Source organism: Aneurinibacillus terranovensis DSM 18919, assembly GCF_000430625.1.
Lineage (GTDB): Bacteria > Bacillota > Bacilli > Aneurinibacillales > Aneurinibacillaceae > Aneurinibacillus_B > Aneurinibacillus_B terranovensis.
The window spans coordinates 1-23,772 of record NZ_AUMJ01000033.1 but is presented as its reverse complement, the minus strand read 5'-3'; the positions used below and the strand labels follow the sequence as shown (position 1 = coordinate 23,772).

The window sequence follows — 23,772 nt, the reverse complement described above, 5'->3', positions numbered from 1 at the left end:
CCTATACGATTCCTGTCAACTTGAACTGGGATATCCCGCTAAACGGATTTACCCGCGGACAAGTGGTGGGCTCGGCTGTCGATAGTTTCATTCAACAATATTGCAATGATCATCACATAGATCTTGGTAGTCGAACGGTGTCTGCCGTTGGGTTTGGGGATACGTTCTTCATCTCTACCTTCAAAACCGGGTCGAATGCGGCTATCACGTTGGGCGGTAACGATTGGTCTTATTTCTTCCAAAACAACCACTTCACAGGTACCGATGAAGACCGCTCAAAAAATCGCAACTTTACTGTTAGTGACGGGGTGAATACGGCAACCGTATTATTACAATGGCAATATACTGATATGGATGACCTGATTAGTGATATCAACCAACAACTAAATCCCCGGCACATACCCCGCGACCCGCTCCGCTCCCCGCTTATTCACATGATTCGCATCGCGGAAGTATTCGTCTCCCAGCACGGGAGGAATGACGACAAATTTTTCACCATACTGCTGTGCGAGCCTGGCTTCCAGATCGCGAAAGGCCTTCTGCTGGGGGCCGTATGTTTCCTTCATCAGCCGTTCAAACTCCGGCGTGCGGGGAAGCTGGAGAATGGTCCATTTTATCCCGCGTGATGACAGTCCGGCGAGTACTTTTTCAAAGGCAGTTGTTTGTGGGCCTTCTACCTGATAGTTTGCCATCCAGCGGTCAGCGACGACCTTGCTGTAAGCGGGGCCAATATGATTTCGTTCAATTTTTTCCACCGGCGGCAGGCCCCACCTGTAGGCATAGTGGTCATCCGGCGGCTGCGGCAGTTGTCCTTTTAGATACAGAGGGAGCATCTGTGTCCATACTCCGCGCATTCCATACGAATACAGCAGCCACCCAAACGCGAGATCCGCTTTGTTGGTAAAACCGGGGGTCTCCAAACGTTCCAGCAGCGTTGCGTTATAGCGGAATTTCGTGTCATCCAGATAGTTCCGGTTGTTTAACTGGTGTTCGTTCACGGCCAGGATGGCGTATTTCACATTCGGCAGCGTGTCCATTACCTTTTCGTACAGGCGCAGCATATCAACCGGTTTGCCGCCGCTCACGCTCAGGTTAAACATCTCGTCGGGCTTGAGGCCGTATCTTTTGGCGAGCATTGGCGGGCGGAGCGCATCCATACTTTGCGAGTCTCCGAAGATGACCATCTTGATTTTCGCGCGGTCCTGCCTGGCCAGCCTTTTCTCCAGGTCGGTAATCTGCCCGACAGAGCTGGCCGGGATTGCTCCATATATCGCAGGATTGCGAAAAATAAAAATTTCACTGAGTACGAGAAGCAGGAGCGCCCAGATCAATCCCCGCATCCACCATGTTTGGCGTTTGCGGTTGGGTTTTGTTTGGTCAGAACCGGAAGTAGATAAATTCATGTTTTTCACCTTTTATCATTGCGATTATGAGGAGAACGAGCAGGGTATAGAGCAGGCCGCGTACGGGTGACGGAATAAAACGGTGCCACCAGACGCCCAGCTTGTTTTCATGGCTGCGTACAATATATTCGAACCAATGGGCGGCATATAAACAGGCCGCCAGCAGCAGGTAAGATTTTTGCCCGGAGAACTGCTGGAGAATGCCTGTCCAACTGGCGGGTGACAGCATGCCGCGAATGTACAGGAACGCGTCCGCGACGCTTTTCGCCCGGAAGAATACCCAGGTGAGGGTGGTCAACTGGAAAAAGATAAACACTGCAAGAATCCGGTAGCATCCTTTTCCGATTTGAGCGGCTATGCTGGATTTGGCCGGTATACGCACCTCAGACTCGGTATCATTTCCGATGGAATGAACGGCGGAAGAGCGCTGTTCAAAGCGGGAGCTGGACCCCGACGTGGATACTCTGCGGCTTTCGGTTTCGGCTACGGGTTTCGTGGTAGAAGTAGAACTCACGTTCGCTTGAGCCCGGGTTGGCGCACTCGTCCATTTATTAATCAAGGTTATATACCATTTATGTATGATTAACAGAACCCCGTGGAGAAACCCCCAGATGACAAACGTCCACATCGCACCGTGCCACAGGCCGGATATGAGCATCGATGCGAGCAAATTCACGTCTTTTCGTATTTTTCCTTTCCTTGATCCTCCGAGCGGGATATAGATATAGTCGCGAATCCAGCTTGAGAGGGTAATATGCCATCTCCGCCAGAACTCGGTGGCATTTCCGCTGATGTAAGGGGTGCGGAAGTTGATCGGCAGCCGGTATCCGAATAAATAGCCGAGCCCGACCGCCATATCGCTGTAGCCGGAGAAATCGGCGTAAATCTGAAAACCGAACAGATAAGCGCCGACCCACGCCTGCATCGCATGGAGCGAAGCCGGGGATTCAAAATACTGCTGCACGATCGGGGACAGTTTATCCGCGATCATGATTTTTTTGGCGAGTCCCCACATGATCAAGTAAACTCCGTATTTAAAATCGGCCGGATGCAGGTGTAAGCTTCTCGTCTTCTCCACCTGCGGCATAAATTCATTCCCGCGCATGATGGGGCCGGCCAGCTGGTGCGCAAAGAAAGCGATAAATACCCAGAAATGTAAATACGAATTCGTCGGCTTGATTAGGCCTTTTCTTACGTCTACCAGGTAGGCTATCAACTGAAACGTATAAAACGAGATCCCCACCGGCAGCACGATACTGGACCAGAAGCTGTGCGGAGTGACAAGCTGCCACCCGGTTATCGTTTCAATATTATGGAGAACAAACAACGAGTATTTAAAAAACAAAAGATTGGCTGCGTTGATCAGAATGCCAATCGCTGTCCACATTCGCCCGTTCTTGCCCGGAATCAGCCGCGCAATCCGGTAGGAAGCAAAAGATACCCCTAAAAAAAGAAAGAGAAATCCCCAGCTGGCTGCCGCATAAAATAACCCGTTTGCAATGCTTAATAGGACGAGACGGGCATTGCGAAACAGATAGTAGCTAATAAAGGTAAGGATAAGAAGAAAAAAGAATTCAGGTGTATGAAACAGCATCGCATGTCCATCCTTCGGCAAATAAGTTTTATTTTATCATAAGTTTCCCCGCTTGACGAAAAATCGCAGGTCTTATACGCTGAAAAACCCCCGTTGGCTCAGCAAACTGGCAGCGGGGATTCCTCGTTCTTACATATTTAAATAGCCGCTATATACACATCGCATCTTGAACCGACCTTGCAGCTTCTGCTTTATTGCTAGAGATAAGTTCTGCCATAAATAATGAAAAAATCATAAAAACTGCTTTTTTAGGGTCATTAGTTGGAACGCAGAGGCGGCTGTCAGCCAATTAAAGGAGATACGGTTTTTCCGTCGAATGATTATGAAGTGAATTAAATTATATGTATATGTAGAGAGACATGAGAGGGAGTTTGCAGGAATATGGTCAATCCATTTATTCGTGTGGGAATGGCAGGCATGTTAGCGTTATTGATAGGGAGCGGAATGTATCAGCCGGCTTTTGCGGCCGTGAAGGCACCGGATTCTTTAGTGTATCAGCAGCAGGAAGCACGCATCGATGAAGTCCTGCACCAGCTTGTGGAACACCATTTGAATAGCAACCTGGATATTAAAAAACTGACGGATGCCGCGATTCAAGGAATGGTCAATCAAACGGGAGACCCGTATACGTCTTATTTTAACGACGATCAATTTAAAACATTTATTGACAACGTGGAAGGGGATTTTGCGGGCTTAGGCATTTTTGTAGACGAGAAAAACGGCCGCTTCTTTGTTCATTCTGTACTGGACAAGTCGCCTGCAGACCTTGCCGGCGTGCGGGCCGGTGACGAAATCCTCAAGATTGACGGGGATAGCGTAACGGGGATGAAGATTGAGCAGGTAACGGGTAAAATACAGGGAGCCGCCGGGTCCTATGTTTTTATGGATTTAAAGCGGGCAGGAAAAGTGCTTTCGTTTGAAATTCAACGTCAAGAACTTCAGATTCCGCCTGTCGAAAGCAGAATGTTGAACAATCATATCGGCTACCTCCAGCTTTCCACATTTTCCACAGATGCGCCGGACGCAATGCGCACAAACCTGGACAAATTGAAGCAGCAGGGGATGAAAAGTCTTATTTTTGACATGCGTGATAATCCGGGGGGGCATGTGGATGCGGCGATACAAATCGCGGGAATGTTCCTGCCTAAAGGGAAGCACGTGGTCGTTTATGTGGAGGATCGTACCGGACAGAAACAAGCCCTGGATACAGATGGGTCAAACTGGGATTACCCGCTCATTGTGCTCGTGAATAAAGGGACAGCAAGCGCTTCGGAAATTGTGACCAGCGCGCTGCAGAGTTACGGTGTTGCCAGGGTTATCGGCACGACGACATATGGTAAAGGGGTCATGCAGGATATTCAACCTCTGAAAACCGGCGGCGTATTAAAGATGACCGTCGAAGAGTACTTTTCACCGACCATGAAAAAGATTAATGAGGTAGGCATTACGCCAGATTTCACAGTAGACAGTCCCGATCAACAACTGCTTCAGGCTGTTGCCCAATTAAATGGCGCGCTTACACTCGGGTTAAATAATGATGGGACTATTCAACTGGCCGGTTTTCCGGTAGCAGACAACAATCTGCTGGCCAGACGAATCGGAGGTAAGTGGTATATTGGGCTTCGTTCGTTCGCGGATACATATGGTTGGAATATCTACTGGGACGGCAAACTACAGCAGATTACTCTTACCGAGGGCAAAATGCAAAAAAAATATCCGGCCCGCAGTTCAGCCATGAAGAATGTGAATGGTTTCTTCTTCATTCCCGTTGATATACTCGTCCAAGATTTTTCCTCCATTTCAACCGAAAAGCAGCCGGATGGTTTGCTTTTGCGGGTGAGCCAGGGCTAAAGGCAAAGGGTACAGGAAAGGATTAAGGAATGATGGCTCACTTCTTCGCTGATCATAATCGCTTGGATTTTGGCAGCGATCTGGTTGATAAGAAAAGCCAGCTTTTCATTCTAAAAATTACAGGACGCCTGGTAAATGGGCGTTCTTTTTTATTGAATGGATTACATATTAAAAAACACGTTAATTAAAGAAAAATCACGACATTTTCCTGTTTTATACGTATGATTAAATGACATAGTAAAAAGGGAATGGAGGAAAATTGATGAAAAAGTGGGGATACGGATTGGTTGGAGCCGTGCTGGCTTTTACCATCAGCGGGGTATCATCCGGGATTGCCGAAACGTTAACGCCGGGATCTGATAATGACCCGATCGTAACAAAGAGCTATGTGGATAAAATTAAAGCTGATATTGAAAATCAAATCAGTGCAGGGGCGAAGTCTACAGTGACAAGCTCCGGGGTGAGCAAAAGTTATGTTGATCAAATAAAGGCCGCGCTTGAAAATGAAATTCGCGCGAGTGCCAGCGGCCAGGGAACCGGTAAAACCGGGGGACAGGCTTCCGCGGGAGCCGGTCAACTGGCCGTAGAAAAAGTACCTGCCGGAAAGGTAGTCGTCGGCTATTCAGGTACAGAGTTCATCGTGCGGACAGGCGAGGCGGTTGCTTATACGCCTGCGGGTGACGGATACGGTCTGCCAGATGTAACGGGCGGGCAAAATCTTGAGCGTGACATCGACATTCCACTGAATCACCTCATTTTACTCCCGTCCAACGACAACCGGGGGCTCAAGGTTGTAAAAGGACCTTCTTACATTATGATTCGTGGAAAATATACCATTCAATAAATGATTGACATTCTTTATTGACAGGTTCCGGTAAATAGGATATGCTCGTTTAGAACGGAAGACCCTTATATCCCGAGTAGGCGGAGGGACTGGCCCGATGAAGCCCGGCAACCCCATCGCAGCATGATTTGGCGAGAGGTGGAGCATCCTTATTACTATAAGTGGCTCTCAACATGCGGTGAACGGTGCTAACCAGCAGGAAGGCATGCTTTTGCGTGCTATATCCTGAACGATAAAGGGCAAAGGATGAGTAAAAAACCAACCTTTTCCTAAAGTTTCAACCGGAAAAGGTTTTTTACTGCTTTGCGAGGGAATGGGAAGGGAGTACCGTATCTTGGTAAGACCATCCACAAACATGGTGCATAAGGAGGTACGTGAACATGGCGCTTAAAAAAGGACGTCATCTCTTCACATCTGAATCGGTTACGGAGGGGCATCCCGACAAAATTTGTGACCAGATTTCTGATGCAATTTTAGACTCAATACTTGAAAAAGATCCGAATGCGCGCGTTGCAGCGGAAACATCAGTAACAACAGGTATGGTTCTCGTAGCCGGTGAGATCACGACAAGCTGCTATGTAGACATTCCGAAAGTCGTTCGTGAAACGATTCGTGAAATCGGCTATACCCGTGCTAAATTTGGCTTTGACGCTGACACATGTGCGGTGCTTACTTCCATTGACGAACAATCTCCTGACATTGCCCAGGGGGTGGACAAGGCACTGGAAGCCCGTGAAGGCCAAATGACCGATGAACAAATTGAAGCCATCGGTGCGGGAGACCAGGGCTTAATGTTCGGGTTTGCATGCAATGAGACCCCGGAACTCATGCCGCTGCCTATCTCTTTGTCCCACCAATTATCCCGCCGCTTAGCGGAAGTTCGCAAAAACGGCACACTTAATTACCTTCGTCCTGACGGTAAAACACAGGTAACCGTTGAATACGACGGAGATAAGCCGGCTCGCGTGGATACCATCGTTATTTCCACCCAGCACGATCCGGCCACTTCGCTGGATCAAATTCAGAAAGACTTGAAAGAGCATGTGATTAAGCCGATTGTTCCGGCTGAGCTGCTCGATGAAAATACAAAGTATTTCATTAACCCAACCGGCCGTTTCGTTATTGGCGGACCTCAGGGGGATGCCGGCTTAACCGGACGTAAAATCATCGTGGATACGTATGGCGGCTATGCGCGCCACGGCGGCGGTGCGTTCTCCGGAAAAGACCCGACAAAAGTAGACCGTTCCGGTGCGTATGCTGCACGTTATGTGGCAAAAAATATCGTGGCAGCCGGACTTGCTGATAAATGTGAAGTACAGGTTGCCTATGCGATTGGAGTGGCCCAGCCTGTGTCGATTAATGTAGATACGTTTGGAACCGGTAAAGTCGACGAAGAAGTCCTTGTTCAACTTGTTCGTAAGCATTTTGACCTGCGCCCTGCAGGTATCATTAAAGAACTTGACCTGCGCCGCCCGCTGTACCGTAAAACAGCCGCATATGGCCATTTCGGCCGCAATGACCTGAATGTTCCGTGGGAGCGTACGGATAAAGCGGAAGTCTTGAAAAAAGAAGCGGCTGAGCTTGCACGATAATTGAAACTGTTTTTTCCATCCTTAAAACCCATCACATTTATTGTGCTGGGTTTTGTTTTGTTTATTTGGGAGGAATGGTACAATATAAAAAGGTGTTTTGTGAGTTTTGTCGAAAATTTATTGTTGGCTACAGAAGAAGTGTGAGTTTAAAAGATGAGAAAAAACGGTACGCTAGGGCTAAGGGTCATCAAGGAGGACTTACATGGGTGAGGCAAATATCGATGTCGAATTGCTGGATGAAATTTTTCAAAAAACCATTACTTCGGTAGAAGAAAGCAAAGAGAAGATATTTGATATCTCGGAGAACGCCCGCCAGGAAAGCACCCGCATTTCTGTTGAACTGGAGCACCTAAAACGGGAAGTGGAAAAGGTGATTGGTCAAACCGACCAGCTGGAATTCACCGCAAAACGGGCAAGACAAAGGCTGGCACATGTAAGCCATAACTTCCATAAGTTTAGTGAGATTGAAATCCGTGAGGCATACGAAGAAGCGAGCAAGATTCAGATTGAGCTAACGCTCTCACGGGACAAAGAGCTGCAGCTTCGCCACCGCCGCGATGAACTGGAACGCCGGCTGCGTACTATCTTAGATACGATTCAAAAAGCAGAAACACTTATGACTCACGTCAGTGTCGTGCTTAATTACTTAAATGGCGATCTGCAGAAGGTAGGACAGGCGCTTAAATCGGCTCAGAATCACCAGCAGCTTGGATTTAAAATCATTCAGGCACAAGAAGAAGAAAGAAAGCGGGTGGCGCGTGAGATTCATGACGGGCCTGCCCAATCGATGGCAAATGTTGCGCTGCGGAGCGAAATAGTGGAGCGAATGCTCAATCAAAACCGGATTGATGAGGCCAAAACGGAGCTCCGCTTATTAAAAGAGCTTACACGTGCAAGCCTTACAGATGTTCGCAAAATCATTTTTGATCTGCGGCCGATGGCGCTCGATGATCTCGGTCTCGTTCCGACCTTACGAAAGTATATCGAAGATTTTCAAAACCGGCATGGAATCGAGACGAAATTAGCCGTTTCAGGGTCTGACCAGCGAATTCCAGGTGCGATTGAAGTGGCGGTGTTTCGCCTGATACAGGAATCGCTAACGAATGTTGCCAAGCATTCGGAAGCGCAACAGGTTGAAATACGTCTTGAAATTAAACCTCAGGTCATTCATTTCCGCATCGTTGACGATGGTGTGGGGTTTGAAAATGGAACAAAGGGTGAACGCCCGCAGTTTGGGCTAATGGGAATGAAAGAGCGTACAAAGCTTCTTCAGGGAAAAATGAGAATTGACTCGACCATCGGCAAGGGGACAACGGTACGCTTCAGTATTCCGCTTGAAGGCAAGTGGGCCGACAAGCCGTCCCGGCCGATAGAAACCGACCGGTAAAAACTGTTCGAAGCAGGAGGAAAAATATGAACGAAAACAATATAACGATTTTATTAGTGGATGACCATAAGCTGTTTCGTGAGGGGGTCAAACGCATTCTGGAAATGGAGGACAACTTTACCGTGGTGGGTGAAGCTTCCGATGGGGAAGAGGCGCTCGAAATGGCGTTTGAGCATCAGCCGGACGTGATTCTTATGGACATTAATATGCCCAAAATGACCGGAGTTCTCGCCACGCAGCGGATTAAAGAACAATCCCCGGATTCCCACATTATTATTTTGTCGATCCATGATGATGAGAATTATGTATACAAATCTCTGCGTTCCGGCGCATCCGGATACCTTCTGAAGGAGATGGATTCCGATTCGTTAATCGATGCCATTTATTCTGTGGCGCGCGGTGAGGCGTACATCCACCCGAAAGTGACAGGCAAACTCATTAACGAGTTTCGTCGTCTAAGCAGCATTGAGAAAAGCGTGGAAGAAAACGTGCTGATGAGCGATGTAAGCGAACTTGGCGCCGGTGATAAGGAAAGCAATATTTTAGCGCTTACACCGCGGGAGCGCGAAGTTCTCCAACTGATGGCGGAGGGAAAAAGCAACCGCGCTATCGGTGAAGAACTGTTTATCAGCGAGAAAACTGTTAAGAATCATGTGAGCAGTATTTTGCAGAAACTTGATGTACAGGACCGCACCCAGGCTGTTGTTATGTCTATTAAAAACGGCTGGGTCAAGCTTGCGTAATAAAAAGCTTGTAAATCAGTACCCGTTTGTAAATCAAGGGTAAGCCCGGACGGATTTGCTGCTGTATGCTTGTTAGGTTTATTGCCATACATCAGCCGCCCCTTCACTTTGCTGTTGCGTGCTGCATACGCTGTAAGGAGAGGGAGGGGAAATGCCGTGTGGGCTACTTTTGCATTTACGGCGTTTACGACGATTGTTGTCTATTTGATAGCGGTCGCTATGATTCCCAGACTGGGAAAATGGATTTTTTCATTCCCAATCCCTTCGCTTGCGGCTGAAAAAAATGACACCGAAAAAAATAGCAGGGTAAAACAGGTGGAACTGCAGACAGGAAATTCGCAAGATCAGCTTGAGTATGTCATCAGGAATATCCAGTGGGTCTCGCTGCAGGAAGGCGTACCCGTTTCCATTCGGGCATATGATAGCGGTTCAAAGGATTTAACGCTACCTATTTTATATCACCTGGAAAGAGACTTCACAGGACTGCTGCAGGAAATCCATGTTATACAGGAATGGGTACCGGCCAAACAGCCGCAAAATGGGGAAGGGACAGCAGAAGCAGAGATAACAGAGGCAGAGATAGAAGCGGAGGCGGAGGCAAAAACTGATGCCGGAATCGAAGCAAAAACAGGAGCAGCGCCTCGGGAAGTTCTTACGTGGAACATTGACTTGCGAACGTAAGCATAATGAACAAAAAAGATAGCCGATTTATTCGCACGTCCTGCGAATAGATGGGCTATCCTTTTTGGTTTTTGGATGAGTCAGATTTATGTTTTACTCCCTTGTATGAACCATGACCCGGCCAAACGTAATCGTTTAGTTTAGCACAACGCCAAATGTTAAGATGATAGCGATGAGATAAATGAGCAGGGTAATAATGATAGACTGAACGAATTTACTTCTTGTCGCTTGCTTTCGCTGTGCTCCCCATTTCTTCGACATCAGCGCCGCTTCTTTCTTCTTATGCTCCCTCTGAATTTCCAGCCATTGTTCCTTCCGCCGAAGAAGCAGGAGCGCGCCGACCGCTGGTTCATACGGTTGAATAGAGATGGCCTTTTCGTAGTAGGATCGCGCTCTTTCGAAATGCCCGGACTTTTCACATGTTCTTCCCAACTGGTAAAGTGCTTTTACATTGTGCCGATTAAATCGAAGCAATTTTTCGTAGTAAGAAGGGTCGGTCTCGTTTATATAAACATGGGGCACCTTATCTCCCACCCCCGGGGAAATTCGCCGCATCCATTTCTTCTTTAACAGTGTCATCTTGCCACCTCCTTATTTCTCAGTTTGTCCACTCTCCTTATGAATTAAACGGAAAAAATTGTAATAATTTGTCGAACGAAAAACGAAAAAATAAAAGAAATAACAAGAGGAAAAATATGGGTTTTTGTCGAATGCATAGAGACAAACAAGATGGTTAGGCAACGTGGGGGGCGTCCCAAATCATACTTGGAAGGATGATGATTGAGATGGTAAAGGTTATTGTAGGTGACGGGGGACATGTGCAATTGCCGCAGGAACTGCTGACAAAGGCAGGAATCAGCCCGCTGGACGAGGTGGAGTTCGCCATAGGAAGCAATGGGGAACTGGTCATTCAAAAGCATCAGCGGGATCGCAAAGAAGAAATAAAAAGCAAGGTTGAAGTCGCAGCAGAACAAAAACTCGGGTACAACGCAAGCTGATAAAGATGGATGAACAGGTAATCGCACAAATTTATGAAGTGATAAAAGGGCGGGCTCTGCTCGAAGATGAACTCTGGTGGATGATCGAATCATCGGCCGGCGGCAGCCATTTTTTAGAACGGAAGAAAGTAACCGCCGCCATTGAACAACTGATTCTTGAAAAAAAGATCGAACGGAAATACGGAGTGGAGAGCGTCAGAGTCGAAAGTGCCAAAGTTGAAAGCGTCGAGTTCGGGAACATAGGGCACCAGGAGAAAAAGGGGAGAAGCTTTCTCTCCTTTTTTGCTTCCCTTTACCATGTATGGTCCGCCATCCGGAGGGGAAGGGCGGCACAAGATTTGGAAAAGAAAACGATAAAGGAAACGCAATGGTATCACTGCAACCGCTGCAATGCAAGTGGGGAAGACATTCATGTGGTGTTTTGCCAGCGGTGCAACAAGCTGTGCGCATACTGCAGACGATGCCTGACGATGGGAAGAAGCACTTCGTGTACACCGTATTATTTGATACCGGGGGAACAGACGGATAGTTGTAGGTGGGGGAGTAAAAACGCTCCTGGCAAAAACCATGCAGGGAGAAATGACCCAAGCAAAAATGAGGCAGGAAGAAATGTGGTAAATGACGGTGAATATCAAGGCGAGGGCCGGGCTGAGAACGGAAATGGGAAAAGGAATGGAAAAGGGAATGGCATGCAGACTTATAGATGGCAACATGTATTCGATCGATTTCCCACTCTGACTCCTGCGCAGCAGGGAGGCGCGAAAAAACTCCTGGAATTTTTACAAAAGTGGAAAAACGGGCAGCGGTGCGCAGGGGACGAGTTTTTAATCTGGGCGGTATGCGGTGCCGGAAAGACGGAGGTGATGTTTCCTGTTTTGCTGTATGCGTTAGGCGAGGGGGCTCGTATACTGTGGGCGACGCCACGGCGCGATGTCGTATTAGAACTGGCCCCACGCCTTAGTCAGGCGTTTCCTTTTTACGAAATCGGCGTATTGCACGGCAAATCGAAGGAAAAATGGACCCGTGCCCCGCTTGTCCTGTCTACTACCCATCAAGCCCTGCGGTTCTATCGTCACTTTGACCTGGTCATCGTTGATGAAGTAGATGCGTATCCGTATACGAATGACGATTTGCTGCCGTTTGCCGTTCAACGTTCCCGGAAAATTGCCGGGAAAACCATCTATTTAACCGCTACACCCCGCCGTGAGCATCAACTGCGAATGAAGCAACAGCCCCGGCATCCGATGTATTTGCCCCATGAAAAAATTCCGCTTCGCTATCATGGGCACCCGCTGCCCGTACCGGTTATCAGGACCGAAGCAAAATTAAACAATCGTTTAAAGAGTAGAAGTCCAATTTCTTCGTTTCAGCGCTTTCTGCAATATCTGGCGCAAAACGGCGCACCGGGTTTTATTTTTGTTCATGCGGTTTATCAGTTATCGGTAATTAAAGAGTATGTGCTTGCCCTCGACCCACGCTGGTCAGGACTGATAGAAACTGTGCATGCTGCTGATTCAGAACGGGAAGAGAAAGTATCGGCTATGAGGCAGGGCCGGATTAAGCTTCTAGTTACGACAACGATTATGGAACGAGGGGTGACCATACCAGGCATTTCGGTACTGGTCTTTCAAGCAAATGCCCCTATTTTTGATGAGGCAACCCTTGTCCAGATCGCGGGACGCGTCGGCCGATCCGCCGCTTCACCGAATGGGCTGATTATTTTTTTGGCGGGTGAACCAACGGGCGCGATGAAAGCCGCGGTTAAGCAGATTAAAGCGATGAACCGTATCGCAAAAAAGGCGGGCTATTTGACAAATGCCAGCGGGCGAGGAGCAACATGATCGGTCGTTTGTTAATCGTTAGCAATGGAGTAAGCAGGTGTGTATATTCATTATATACTTCAGGAGGGAGGCCATGCAGTGCGGGATCCAAACCGTGTAGGCGTACGTCTTTTTCAACGAATGATCAATTGGATATATCCGCAGCCTGATTCGTGTCTGTTATGTGGAATGGCAGTATTTCGGCGGGGGAGGCTGCCCTGCCGGCTGTGCCTCCGGTGTGAGTCGATGTTTACTTTTCTTGACAAGGATGCCATTTGTGAAGGGTGTGGGAGGTTATGGCTGCATAGCCAGGGGATGCCGGGCGGCAGTATAGACGGCAGCAAAAACAGTATCTGTCCCGATTGCTGCCGCCGCGGCAAAACGTATCTGACCTATTCCCGCAGTGCCGCCACCTATAATGAAACAATGAAGGAACTCATTGCGCGGTATAAATTTCGTGGAGACCGCAAGCTCGCACCAATACTGGCCGCTTTTCTGATTTATGCATGGAACAAGCACTACAAAACGGAGAATAAGGAGAGTAAGGAGAGTAAGGGGATCTGTGATAAATCACATTTACCCCGAATTGACCTGATTACATACGTTCCTCTCCACGATAGCCGGCTGCATGAACGAACCTTCAATCAGGCGGAAGAACTCGCACGTCTGTTAGGGGCTGCCGTGGGCGTGCCAGTAGCAGGCCTGCTGGAAAAAGTAAGAGCAACGGAAAAACAAAGCCATAAAAACCGGCAGGGCCGCTTGCATGCATTAGACCACACTCTTCGTTACAGGAGCGATTATGCAGACAGGGCCGGAACACTGGCGGATTGCACAATGTCTAGCGAAAACCGAATATCGGAAGCAAAAAATACACGCACGATCGTTATTGTCGATGACATCTATACGACCGGCAGTACACTGAATGAAGCCGCCTACGTGTTAAAACATGGAATACCGGAAGCCAAAATCTACGGATTGACCGTCGCGAGATAGGGCACCGATAGGGACGAATGAACCATTCTGACTGCAACATATAATGGAGTAGAACGGCCGGATTCTACTCCATGTTGTACATGATTTGATTACACGGATTCCTCCGCCTCCTCAAAATGAATATCGATGGGCTTCATTTTAAACATTTTCGTCAGATAGAGGAGGTAGATAAAGCCGATAATACTCCACCCGGTGCCCAGCATAAACGAATTGTGCTCGAGGTTATACCATAGAACGGCCACAAAGGCGGCTCCAATGGTGGGGATCACAACATGAGAAAGAAAATCCTTAAGCGTTTTGTATCTTTTCCTTTTAACCGTATAATGAGCAATCACCGATACGTTAACGAATGTAAAAGCAATCAGCGCACCAAAGTTGATAAAGGAAGCTGCTGTTTCCAAATTAAACAGAAGGGCTGTTAAGGAAACGAACCCCACCAGGATGACATTGAATACAGGCGTTCTCCAGCGCGGATGCACATACCCGAACAATTTTTTTGGAAGTACGTTATCCCGGCCCATTACGTATAAAAGGCGCGACACGCTGGCGTGCGAGGACAGCCCTGAAGAAATGACTCCTGCAAGAGAGCCGGCAAGAAAGAACAGTTGGAATACCCTGCCCCCGGTATAAAGTGCAATCTCAGGTGACGTTGCGTCCGGATTTTTAAACGCTGAAACATCCGGGAATACCGCCTGGGTAAAGTATGAACCAAGAATGAAAATAATGCCGCCTATAAATGCAGTAAGCAAAATAGCTTTTGGAATGGTTTGTACCGGATTTGGTGTTTCTTCAGAATACGTGGTTACGGCATCAAATCCTAAAAAGGAGAAACACAAAACCGTAGCGCCGGCTACCAATGCTGATATATGCATTCCCTGCTTGTAAAACGGCTGAGTAGTGAGAACACTTCCATAACCCGCTCCATGAGTAAGTTCTCTGACCGCTAAAACAATAAAAAAGGCAATGACCAGGAACTGATACACAACTAAAATGGTATTGAAATTGGCTGTTGAAATAACACTCCACATGTTGAGAAAGGTAACAAAAAGAACAAAGCCAACGACCCATATCCATTTTGGAACGTCCGGAAAAACAGCAGTGAGGTAAATTTGTGCCAATAAAGCATTAACCATGGGGAGGAGTAAATAATCAAGCAGCGAAGACCATCCTACAAGAAAACCGAGATGGGGATTAATGGTCTTCTGTGTATACGTATAGGCTGATCCTGCACTTGGGAACGCCTTGACCATCTTCCCGTAACTAAAAGCGGTAAATAACATAGCAACCAGGGCAATAATATAAGCGAGGGGGACCAGCCCGTTTGTTGACTGGGAGGCAATACCGAATGTATCAAATACAACCATTGGTGTCATATATCCTACACCTAGCATAACAATGGGCCATAGTCCAAGTGCCCGTTTCAACGTCACTACTTTTTCCACCTATCATTCCTCCTCATAATGTTTTTGGTGTCTGTATGATCAGACAGTCAATCAATATCGCTAGCAATACTTATGCCAATTTTCAAAAATATAACGATTGTTCTGAATATATCATGTATTTTTAAAATAGGGAGTGGGTCTTGCCGGAAAAATGACATGGGTAGATGAGCAAGTCCCGATCTTCGTGTTGAGTTGAAAAACTATGCAAAGATGCATAATGTTATTCAAATTGTCATAGGCAAGAGCCCTTCTCCATTCCGGCGATTCCCTGCTGGTACCGCTCTCCAGTTTTCAAAAAAACTGGCATGTGAATTGCATTTAAAATGTTTAAAATCAAAATGATTAGGGAGGAAATGGAGTATGAAGGAATATAACGAAATTTATGACTATACCTCGAAGGTTCTGGAGTTAATCTCCAAGTCGGAAATTACAAAGGAAGAGTCGCAGTGGGTGACGAGTGAGACCGTCAACGGGTTTCGGGATTATGTAAATTCAGGTTTTTTGGAATACAGAAAGTCTGTAACAAAAGGCGGTCAGTTTGCTGCCGTAGAGTGGAAAGATTCCGGGGCCAATTGTTTCATGGATGTCAATGGCAAGGAGTATATCGACTGCCTGGGCGGTTTTGGAATTTATAATGTAGGGCATCGGCACCCCAAAGTCGTTAAAGCGGTGAAAGATCAGCTGGACCGCCAGGCACTTCACAGCCAGGATTTGCTTGATCCGCTTCGTGCTATCCTTGCCAAGACACTGGCTGCTCTCACACCTGGCGATTTAAAATACTCGTTTTTCGGCAACAGCGGCACGGAGTCGATCGAAGCCGCTATTAAACTGGCCAAGATTTACCACAACAACAGGGATAAAAGAAATACCTTTATTGCCACGACGCGGGCGTTTCACGGCAAAAGTTTGGGTTCCCTCTCCGGGACGGCCAAAGGCGTCTTTCGTAAACCATTTTTACCGCTTGTCCACGGCTTCCGTCATGTCGCTTTCGGGGATATCGATATGATGCACAAAACTATGCATGCCTGCCAAATGGTTGGGGAGGACGTAGCGGCTGTGATTATCGAACCGATTCAGGGAGAGGGCGGAGTCATTATTCCTCCTGATGATTACTTGCCTAAGCTGCGCCAGCTTTGCGATGATTACGGCGCTCTGCTCATTTTTGATGAAGTGCAGACCGGGATGGGCCGAACCGGAACTATGTTCTGTGCAGAGCAATACGATGTGGTTCCCGATATTATGTGTCTGGCAAAAGCGTTTGGCGGTGGAGTGATGCCGGCGAGTGCCACGATCGCAACTGAAGAGGTATTCTCGAACTGGTTTGACAATCCCTTCCTTCACACCACTACCTTTGGCGGCAATCCGCTTGCCTGTGCGGCTGCGCTTGCATCCATTAATGTTCTCATTGAGGAGAAACTTCCGGAGCGGGCAGCGGTTATGGGAGAGTACCTGATTGCCGGCTTAAGAGAAGCCGCAAAAGGCCATGAGGATAAGGTTGTAGAAATACGGGGGAGAGGCCTGCTGATTGGTATTGAATTTGTCAATGATGAGATTGGATACGAAGTGTCAAAAGGATTGTTTGACAACGGTGTGCTTGTTGCAGGAACGCTGATCAACGCCAAAACGATTCGGGTTGAGCCGCCATTGACCATTGAAAAACATCAATGCGACCGCGTATGTGAAATGCTTGCGAAAGTTCTAAATGAAGTGAGCAGAGAAGTACTTGTATAGGCAGAGAGTAACCGGGAATGATGCTGGATTATGTTCAGGAAAATATACCATATCTTTTTATGAAGCGTAAAGCGGGGGAGGCTGGCTCTGAAAAAGCCCCCCCGCTTTTATTTCCTCCATGGGTCACCTGAGAAAAACTCGCGGGAGTGTGCCGAACGTTGCTTTTTCGATGTGAGCGTGTGGTCGGAAGGTCGATCAGACCGACAATTGTCTCCATCCTTGAGGTGAGTTTTTCTCATTTGCCATAGAAAATGAACAATCAATAGCAAACATCATACCGGAAAAACGGTGTGGATCCATTGTATAAACCGATCCCGCTGTAATACTATAAGGGTAAGCAAAGAATAAATGGACATGGTATCCGTTAGGGGGAATGGCTCTATTGCTGGTATTTACACCTGAAAATATACGTCCGATTCATTCGATTTCCACTGACATGTCTTTGTCAGCCATTCAGGCGTACCTTCATGACCATAAAGAACCGATTGTTTTTGTGAAAAAGAAAGATGAATTATTAGGGTATGTACGCACACAGGATATCCTCACGGAAAATGCGGAAAAGACGAGCGAGATCCCCTTCTTGCAGGCTAATCTTATCCCGCTTCATTTTGTCTACCATGTTTATGTTCACATCGCCGTTTCTGACTTCTTCAAACTACTCGGCGAAGAATTCGTCATTGTCAAGAATCAGCAGGATGAAGTATGCGGATACCTGCGCAGAGAAGATATTATCATTGAATTGCTGCGGCAGGATAACGACAACATCGATTTATTCCGCACAATTCTTTCGTCTATTCCGCTTGGTATTTTTGTGCTGGATAAGCAGGGATATATTATTAATTATAACGAGGAAGGCCTTCGGATGATTAAGTGGAAGGCAGATAAACTTCCATCAGTAATGAAGGCGGAAAAATTTTCGGGGCGGCACAGATTGACCGTGTTTTTACGACCGGGGAAACGGTGTTAAACCAGCTTCATATCACGACAGAAATGGGGATTCTCGCGGATTACAGCCCGATACTAAACAGGGAGCATGAAGTCAAAGGGATGATTATCATTGTTCAGGATCTTCCCGCCCTCGAAGAAATGGCTATGGAATTGGGGTATGTAAAAGATTTAAATAAAGACCTGCAGGCTATTCTTTCTACGATTTACGATCAGATCCTGGTTGTCAATAACAAAGGGGAACTACTTCGTTTTAGTGATAACAAAATGCAGGATTTCTGGGACATTGATTTGCACCAAATAGTGGGGAAAAGTCTCATTGAAGTGGAAGAAAAGGAATGGTTTAAACCTTCCGTGACGCGGCTCGTTATGGAAGGGAAAAGGAAAGTTTCCGTTATCAAAGATACATCAGCCGGAAAAAAGATAATGGTGATTGGCAATCCTGTTTTTGATGAATCCGGAAATCTGGAGCGGATTGTGATCGCTTTTAGAGATATTACGGAAACGACAAAACTTAAAAGCGAATTACTTGAAATGAAAAAGCTGTCCCAGCAGTATAAAAAAGAGTTGGAAGATTTAAAAAACAGGGATAATCTTTACCGGAATGTTGTTTATAATAGCCCGAAAATAGACGCGATCATGAAACAGATTGAGAAGGTCGCAAGGTTTTCTTCAACCGTGCTCCTCACCGGTGAGTCCGGTGTCGGAAAAGAAGTATTTGCTAAAGCGGTCCACCAGCTGGGCCCACGAGCCAATCGGCCGTTTTTAAAGATTAACTGTGGAGCCATCCCGGAGAATCTGCTGGAGAGCGAGCTGTTTGGATACGAGAAGGGTGCCTTTACCGGCGCGGATCCAAAGGGAAGGGACGGATATTTCCAGCAGGCCGATCAGGGCGTTCTTTTTTTGGATGAAATCGCGGAAATGCCGCTGTCTTTACAGGTCAAGCTGCTGCGGGTGCTGCAGGAGCGCGAAGTCATTCCGATAGGGAGTACAAAAGCGATTCCGGTGGATGTGCAGATCGTTGCGGCAACCAATAAAAATTTAGAACAACTCGTAGAAAAGGGGGAGTTCCGTGAGGATTTCTTTTACCGTTTAAACGTTATTCCGATTTGCATTCCCTCCCTGAGAGAACGCCCGGAGGATATTCCGCCGCTCGCCTATCATTTTTTGCAGAAGCTAAACAACAAATATAACAGGGATATTCAGCTTCATCCGGATGCTTTGAATTTATTAGAGGTATATGCGTGGCCCGGAAACGTAAGGGAACTGCAAAACGTTATCGAACGGGTAGTGGTGACAACAGAGGAAGACATCATTTATGCAGACCATATTCATCATTTTCTTCAGTGGAAGAAAGCTTCGACGAAAGCAAAGCCGATTATCACCCATCTTATTCCCCTCCAGGAAGCGCTTGAGGTGGTGGAAGAACAGCTGATTTTGCTGGCGATGGAACGATATAAAACAACGACCATGGCCGCTAAGATATTAGGCATCAGCCAATCATCCGTTAGCCGCAAATATCAGAAAATCATCCAAAAACAAACACATGCAGAAATATAAACCTTTTACTTGTTCCTCGCTGCTATCGGGACGACCCATGATAGTGGTGAGGTGTTTTTTTGCATGCAAAAATAACTAGGTTATTCATCTATGCATAAACGATGGTCTCACACGAAACCCTCCTTTTATAATTATCTCAATATGTATACTTGGCACTATATTTGCAGGAAAATTAAGAAAAATGGACAATGAAAAGGGAGGAAAATGGAAGTGTTTATTTTTCAACATAACAGGGAGGATGAGAAAAATGCTTGATTTAAAAATGTACATTAACGGTGAATGGGCCGATGCCCAGAGCGGAAAAACGCGCGAGATTGTGAATCCGGCAAATGGGGAGGTAATCGCAAGGGCTGCGGAAGGGGACGCCGCCGACGCGCGACATGCAATTGAAGTGGCGAGAGAAGCTTTTGACGGCGGAGAATGGGCGGAATTGCCGGCTGCGCAGCGTGCGCGCTTCCTGTTTGCTATCGCCGATAAGCTGGAAGAGAGAGCGGAAGAGCTTGCCCGCCTCGAAACCCTCGATAACGGGAAGCCCCTGCGTGAATCCCGATTTGATGTGGCGGATGCTGCTGCGTGCTTTCGCTATTATGCCGGGCTGGCAACGAAACCGGACGGGCAGACATATCCGGTCGCGGACCCGATGCAGGCGATGGTCGTGCGGGAACCTGTCGGAGTTTGTGGGCTGATTGTACCGTGGAACTACCCGCTTTTGATGTCTGTATGGAAAATTGCTCCCGCGCTGGCTGCCGGGAATACGATTGTTTTTAAACCATCGGAAGTGACACCTGTCACCGCTGCTAAACTGTTTGAAATTATTGAGGAAGTCGGTATCCCGAAAGGCGTGGCCAATATGGTAATGGGGGCAGGGCCGACGGTAGGCAATGAACTGGCTGAGAGCCACCTCGTTGATAAAGTTTCCTTTACAGGCGGCACGGTGACGGGGCGAAGCATCATGAAGGCGGCGGCAGGCAATATCAAGAAGATCTCTCTGGAACTAGGCGGTAAATCGCCCAATATCGTTTTTGCCGATGCCGATTTCGAAACGGCGGTTGATTATGCCCTATTCGCTATTTTTGCCAATCAGGGGCAGGTTTGTTCGGCCGGTTCCCGGCTGCTTCTGGAAGAAAGTATTCACGATCGCTTTGTGGAGCGGTTGGTGGAACGAGCCCGCACGATTCGCGTAGGAGCCGGTGATAACCCTGCTACTGAAATGGGACCACTCGTTAGCCAGGCTCATATGGAAAAAGTGCTTCGCTATATTGAAATTGGGAAGCAGGAGGGGGCCCGGCTCGTTTGCGGGGGCAGCCGTCTGACAGAGAATGGGTTGGACAAAGGATACTTTGTGGAACCGACAATTTTTGTGGATACGGCCCCGGAGATGCGCATTGTCCGGGAGGAAATTTTCGGGCCGGTTCTCGCTGTGCAAAAGTTTAAAGATGAAGCGGAGGCAATTAAGCTTGCCAACGGCACGGCGTACGGATTGGCGGGCGGAGTGTTCACCGGCGATGGCGCCAAAGCGCTGCGTGTGATTAAAAAGCTTCGGGCCGGCATCACCTGGATTAACAGCTACCATCCAACTTATAATGAAGCCCCGTGGGGAGGATATAAGCAAAGCGGGATTGGCCGGGGGCTCGGCACCTTCGGGTATGATGAGTTTACCGAGGTTAAGCAAATTAACATTAATCTGCAGGTGGAGCCGGTAGGCTGGTTTGAAAACTAAACAAATTACAGGATCCGTAAAGCAAAGGGGGGGATCGGATGAGTAATACAAAAGCATACCATCGAGGAGGATGCGGCTGATCTCTTTCCTTCTTCGATTTTGTAAACTATATATTCGGCAAAAATGTTTAGGAATACGATTACCGGTGAATAAAGAAAAAGTGAAGTATAAGCAGAGCGTAGCATCCTATTTTGGGTGCTGCGTTTTTTTATTTTCCTTGTACCAAATTTACTGATGTCGTGCCTATCTCTTCAAAAATATTCACATTAAACAACTGTATTTTAATATAAGAAAATTGCACAAAAACAAAAATATCGAGTGCATATGCATAACAAGGTAAATTTATGTCAAAAATGATAAATAAATGTGATATTTATTGTGATAATTAACGATTGACAAAAACAGTATAAACCCTTATAAATAAAGGAAATTTAATGCTAATTTGAGGTGTAATTATGTATATATTTAAAGGTAAACATTTTGAGGAACGAGCAGGAAAACTCGTCTTTATTCCAAATGTCAATTATCAGGATTATGAAATTATGCAGGCAATATTTGAAGCCGAACGTAATATCGGTGCCTTAGCTCGTTTAGGATTAAAAGATCACCCACTGAAACCAACAATACTAAGAAATTCAATGGTGCGTACAGCGCACTTCACCACAAAAATTGAACAAAATAAGCTTGGGTATAAAGAAGTTCAATATTTATATGAAGGATACAAAGCAAAAAAACTAAGTTTGAAAGAGAAAAGTCAAATAGAAGTAGCGAATGTTTTTGAAGCCTATAACTATCTTTACAAACTACAACCCGAAAATGACTTTTATGATATGGACGAACGGACACTTATCAAGCTCCATACATTATTAATGCAAAATTTAACAAACCATCCGGAAGGCTATCGTAAAATCCCTGTTAGTTTAACTGATGGAAACGGAAACGTTAGTTATGTTCCGCCGTCTTCTGCTGATATTGATGCTTATATGAACGCTTTTTTCGAGTGGTTATATACGTCTGTAACAGGATACGAAAATCCTTATTCAATCGAAGAGGACCACAGTAAGAAAGTCCATCCTCTTATCTTGTCAGGCATAACACATCACTTCATCGGATACATTCATCCATTCCCTGATGGAAATGGACGAACTGCACGCGCCTTTTCAACATTAGTTGGTTTAATTCATCCGGACTTATCCAAAATCAAAGATGCCTTTGCCGTTGAGGAATTTATTGATCGATACGTTGATGAATACTATGACACTCTAATGGCGGGTACGCAAGGGGATTTAAACCCTTTTCTGCTGTTCTATCTGAACTGTGTGAATCAATCCCTGTTAAAAGTTCTTAAAGAGCTACAACGCTATGACAGAGTTAAACATCTAACTGAGATCCTGGGAAAAAGTCACGCAGGAACCATGCTACAAATTATTGCCCGTATGGAGGATGGAGAGGTATTCCAACGTAGTTTGTTTGATAATACACTTCAAGCATCCACGCCAAGCATAACAAACGGTCTACGCCGTCTAAAAGAATTAGGCGTTATAAGATCAGGAGATAGTCGCGGTAATTATATTGTTTGTATAGTAGATGATATATAGCTGTTCTCTCAAGATAAAATGATATATAAGGAATAAAAAATAGAATACTGAATCGACGTAGAAGCACCACATTTATCTTAGGATAAGTGTGGTGTCTCATCTTCGCTCTTAACGTTTATTGTCCGCTTTGACCATGCCGATGGTATGGAGTCCTCTTTCGACGACTTCCTTCACGAGGGGGGCATGCGTAAACCAACTGTATAGATACGAATAAGAAAAGCCAAATTGCTTTTTAAAACCTGCGGTTTTCAAATGTTGTAGTACTTTCAACTGCGTAAAAGCTGGCTGAATTTCTTTAGGGAGTTGATTCTTTGTTGTTTATGTTCTATACATATTGAGTTAAGTAAACAGTTATTAGAATTTATTTCTCCCGCCTGTAGGTGATAGAGGTCGTTTAAATAAAACCCGCAGAATAAATTATTATAAATTGGTTTCTGGCAAACGGCTTCTAGAAATATGGAAGAATGGAGTCAAGGGATTTGACTCGCTTGGCTTATACGGGGACTGGCTCAATACAATTATTAATGACCCTCAAAAATTTAAAATGGTAAAGATACCGGAGGTCCCCAATACTACAGGAGAATGTACGGAAAAAGAAAGGGCCATTCTGGAAACCTGTTATTTGTCTGTAGACAAGATAGTAATTGGGTCGTTTAATTCAACTTTGATAAGTAATAATCCAAGTCTAAATTTTGTGGATATGGCCTCTTAAATCTAATGAAGTATTTGTAACGATTACGAAGATAAAATAATGCCTCGGTAAGTATATATAGAGAGGGAAGGCAGACACTAAGGCTGTTACACAGTGCCCTTTTTTATCGTTAAGGAAAGTATATGTTGCTTTACAGTGTTAAAGCAACATATACTTTC

The 23,772-nt window shown here is 46.3% G+C and carries 17 protein-coding genes, 1 pseudogene and 1 riboswitch; of the genes and pseudogenes, 13 read left to right on the top strand and 5 right to left on the bottom strand.

All coding sequences use genetic code 11. The annotated features are described in order from the left end of the window. Positions 1-383 precede the first annotated feature (383 nt). Positions 384-1,403: a hypothetical protein gene (locus H525_RS0106550; protein WP_027415552.1), complete on the bottom strand. Its 1,020-nt coding sequence runs from the start codon at positions 1,401-1,403 to the stop codon at positions 384-386. Continuing rightward, on the bottom strand, positions 1,378-2,997 hold the full coding sequence (locus H525_RS25395) for an MBOAT family O-acyltransferase (RefSeq protein ID WP_051330853.1): 1,620 nt from the start codon (positions 2,995-2,997) through the stop codon (positions 1,378-1,380). Before H525_RS25395 ends, H525_RS0106550 begins: the two co-directional genes overlap by 26 nt. Positions 2,998-3,378: 381 nt before the next feature. Here H525_RS25395 and H525_RS0106540 point away from each other — a divergent pair, with 381 nt between their 5' ends. The 6 genes from H525_RS0106540 (at position 3,379) to H525_RS0106510 (ending at position 10,095) form a co-directional block, all read left to right on the top strand. After that, positions 3,379-4,848 (top strand): S41 family peptidase, encoded by a 1,470-nt coding sequence (locus H525_RS0106540; RefSeq protein ID WP_027415551.1) that lies wholly within the window; start codon positions 3,379-3,381, stop codon positions 4,846-4,848. 262 nt (positions 4,849-5,110) lie between these two features. Then, complete coding sequence (locus H525_RS25390) at positions 5,111-5,692, top strand: hypothetical protein (RefSeq protein ID WP_051330852.1); 582 nt, start codon at positions 5,111-5,113, stop codon at positions 5,690-5,692. 64 nt (positions 5,693-5,756) lie between these two features. Next, positions 5,757-5,931: riboswitch (SAM riboswitch) on the top strand. 141 nt (positions 5,932-6,072) lie between these two features. Next, entirely contained in the window at positions 6,073-7,284 is a 1,212-nt protein-coding gene (gene metK / locus H525_RS0106525; protein ID WP_027415550.1) for a methionine adenosyltransferase, read from the top strand. Between the two features lie 202 nt (positions 7,285-7,486). Next, positions 7,487-8,671: a sensor histidine kinase gene (locus tag H525_RS23040; protein WP_051330851.1), complete on the top strand. Its 1,185-nt coding sequence runs from the start codon at positions 7,487-7,489 to the stop codon at positions 8,669-8,671. A 26-nt stretch (positions 8,672-8,697) separates the two neighbouring features. After that, positions 8,698-9,414 (top strand): response regulator, encoded by a 717-nt coding sequence (locus H525_RS0106515; RefSeq protein ID WP_027415549.1) that lies wholly within the window; start codon positions 8,698-8,700, stop codon positions 9,412-9,414. Positions 9,415-9,570: 156 nt separating this feature from the next. After that, on the top strand, positions 9,571-10,095 hold the full coding sequence (locus H525_RS0106510; protein WP_027415548.1) for a hypothetical protein: 525 nt from the start codon (positions 9,571-9,573) through the stop codon (positions 10,093-10,095). A gap of 135 nt (positions 10,096-10,230) precedes the next feature. Here the strand turns inward: H525_RS0106510 and H525_RS0106505 are convergent, their stop codons facing one another. Next, positions 10,231-10,674, bottom strand: a complete 444-nt coding sequence (locus tag H525_RS0106505; protein ID WP_027415547.1) for a tetratricopeptide repeat protein — start codon at positions 10,672-10,674, stop codon at positions 10,231-10,233. A gap of 194 nt (positions 10,675-10,868) precedes the next feature. On the opposite strand from H525_RS0106505, the gene H525_RS0106500 reads away from it, so the two are divergent. The 3 genes from H525_RS0106500 to H525_RS0106490 all read left to right on the top strand — a co-directional run bounded on the left by H525_RS0106500 (position 10,869) and on the right by H525_RS0106490 (position 13,906). After that, the gene (locus tag H525_RS0106500) at positions 10,869-11,093 is read left to right on the top strand and encodes a hypothetical protein (RefSeq protein WP_155837168.1); all 225 of its coding nucleotides are present in this window, start codon (positions 10,869-10,871) and stop codon (positions 11,091-11,093) included. 5 nt (positions 11,094-11,098) lie between these two features. Continuing rightward, on the top strand, positions 11,099-12,934 hold the full coding sequence (locus tag H525_RS25385; RefSeq protein WP_051330850.1) for an ATP-dependent helicase ComFA: 1,836 nt from the start codon (positions 11,099-11,101) through the stop codon (positions 12,932-12,934). A gap of 225 nt (positions 12,935-13,159) precedes the next feature. Continuing rightward, the gene (locus H525_RS0106490) at positions 13,160-13,906 is read left to right on the top strand and encodes a ComF family protein (RefSeq protein WP_027415544.1); all 747 of its coding nucleotides are present in this window, start codon (positions 13,160-13,162) and stop codon (positions 13,904-13,906) included. An 89-nt stretch (positions 13,907-13,995) separates the two neighbouring features. Here the strand turns inward: H525_RS0106490 and H525_RS0106485 are convergent, their stop codons facing one another. Continuing rightward, positions 13,996-15,348 carry an APC family permease gene (locus H525_RS0106485; RefSeq protein WP_027415543.1) on the bottom strand — a complete coding sequence of 451 codons (1,353 nt, stop codon included), beginning with the start codon at positions 15,346-15,348 and terminating at the stop codon, positions 13,996-13,998. A 360-nt stretch (positions 15,349-15,708) separates the two neighbouring features. Here H525_RS0106485 and H525_RS0106480 point away from each other — a divergent pair, with 360 nt between their 5' ends. The 4 genes and pseudogenes from H525_RS0106480 (at position 15,709) to H525_RS0106455 (ending at position 22,902) form a co-directional block, all read left to right on the top strand. Continuing rightward, positions 15,709-17,079 carry a putrescine aminotransferase gene (locus tag H525_RS0106480; protein WP_027415542.1) on the top strand — a complete coding sequence of 457 codons (1,371 nt, stop codon included), beginning with the start codon at positions 15,709-15,711 and terminating at the stop codon, positions 17,077-17,079. A gap of 382 nt (positions 17,080-17,461) precedes the next feature. Then, positions 17,462-19,584, top strand: a pseudogene (locus H525_RS0106465) (sigma 54-interacting transcriptional regulator). Positions 19,585-19,831: 247 nt separating this feature from the next. After that, a complete protein-coding gene (locus tag H525_RS0106460; RefSeq protein WP_027415539.1) occupies positions 19,832-21,304 on the top strand; it encodes an aldehyde dehydrogenase family protein in 1,473 nt (490 codons plus the stop codon). Positions 21,305-21,759: 455 nt separating this feature from the next. Beyond that, complete coding sequence (locus H525_RS0106455) at positions 21,760-22,902, top strand: Fic family protein (protein ID WP_155837166.1); 1,143 nt, start codon at positions 21,760-21,762, stop codon at positions 22,900-22,902. A gap of 108 nt (positions 22,903-23,010) precedes the next feature. On the opposite strand, the gene H525_RS29370 is transcribed toward H525_RS0106455, so the two are convergent. Next, entirely contained in the window at positions 23,011-23,172 is a 162-nt protein-coding gene (locus H525_RS29370) for a hypothetical protein (RefSeq protein ID WP_211236983.1), read from the bottom strand. Between the last annotated feature and the right edge of the window lie 600 nt (positions 23,173-23,772).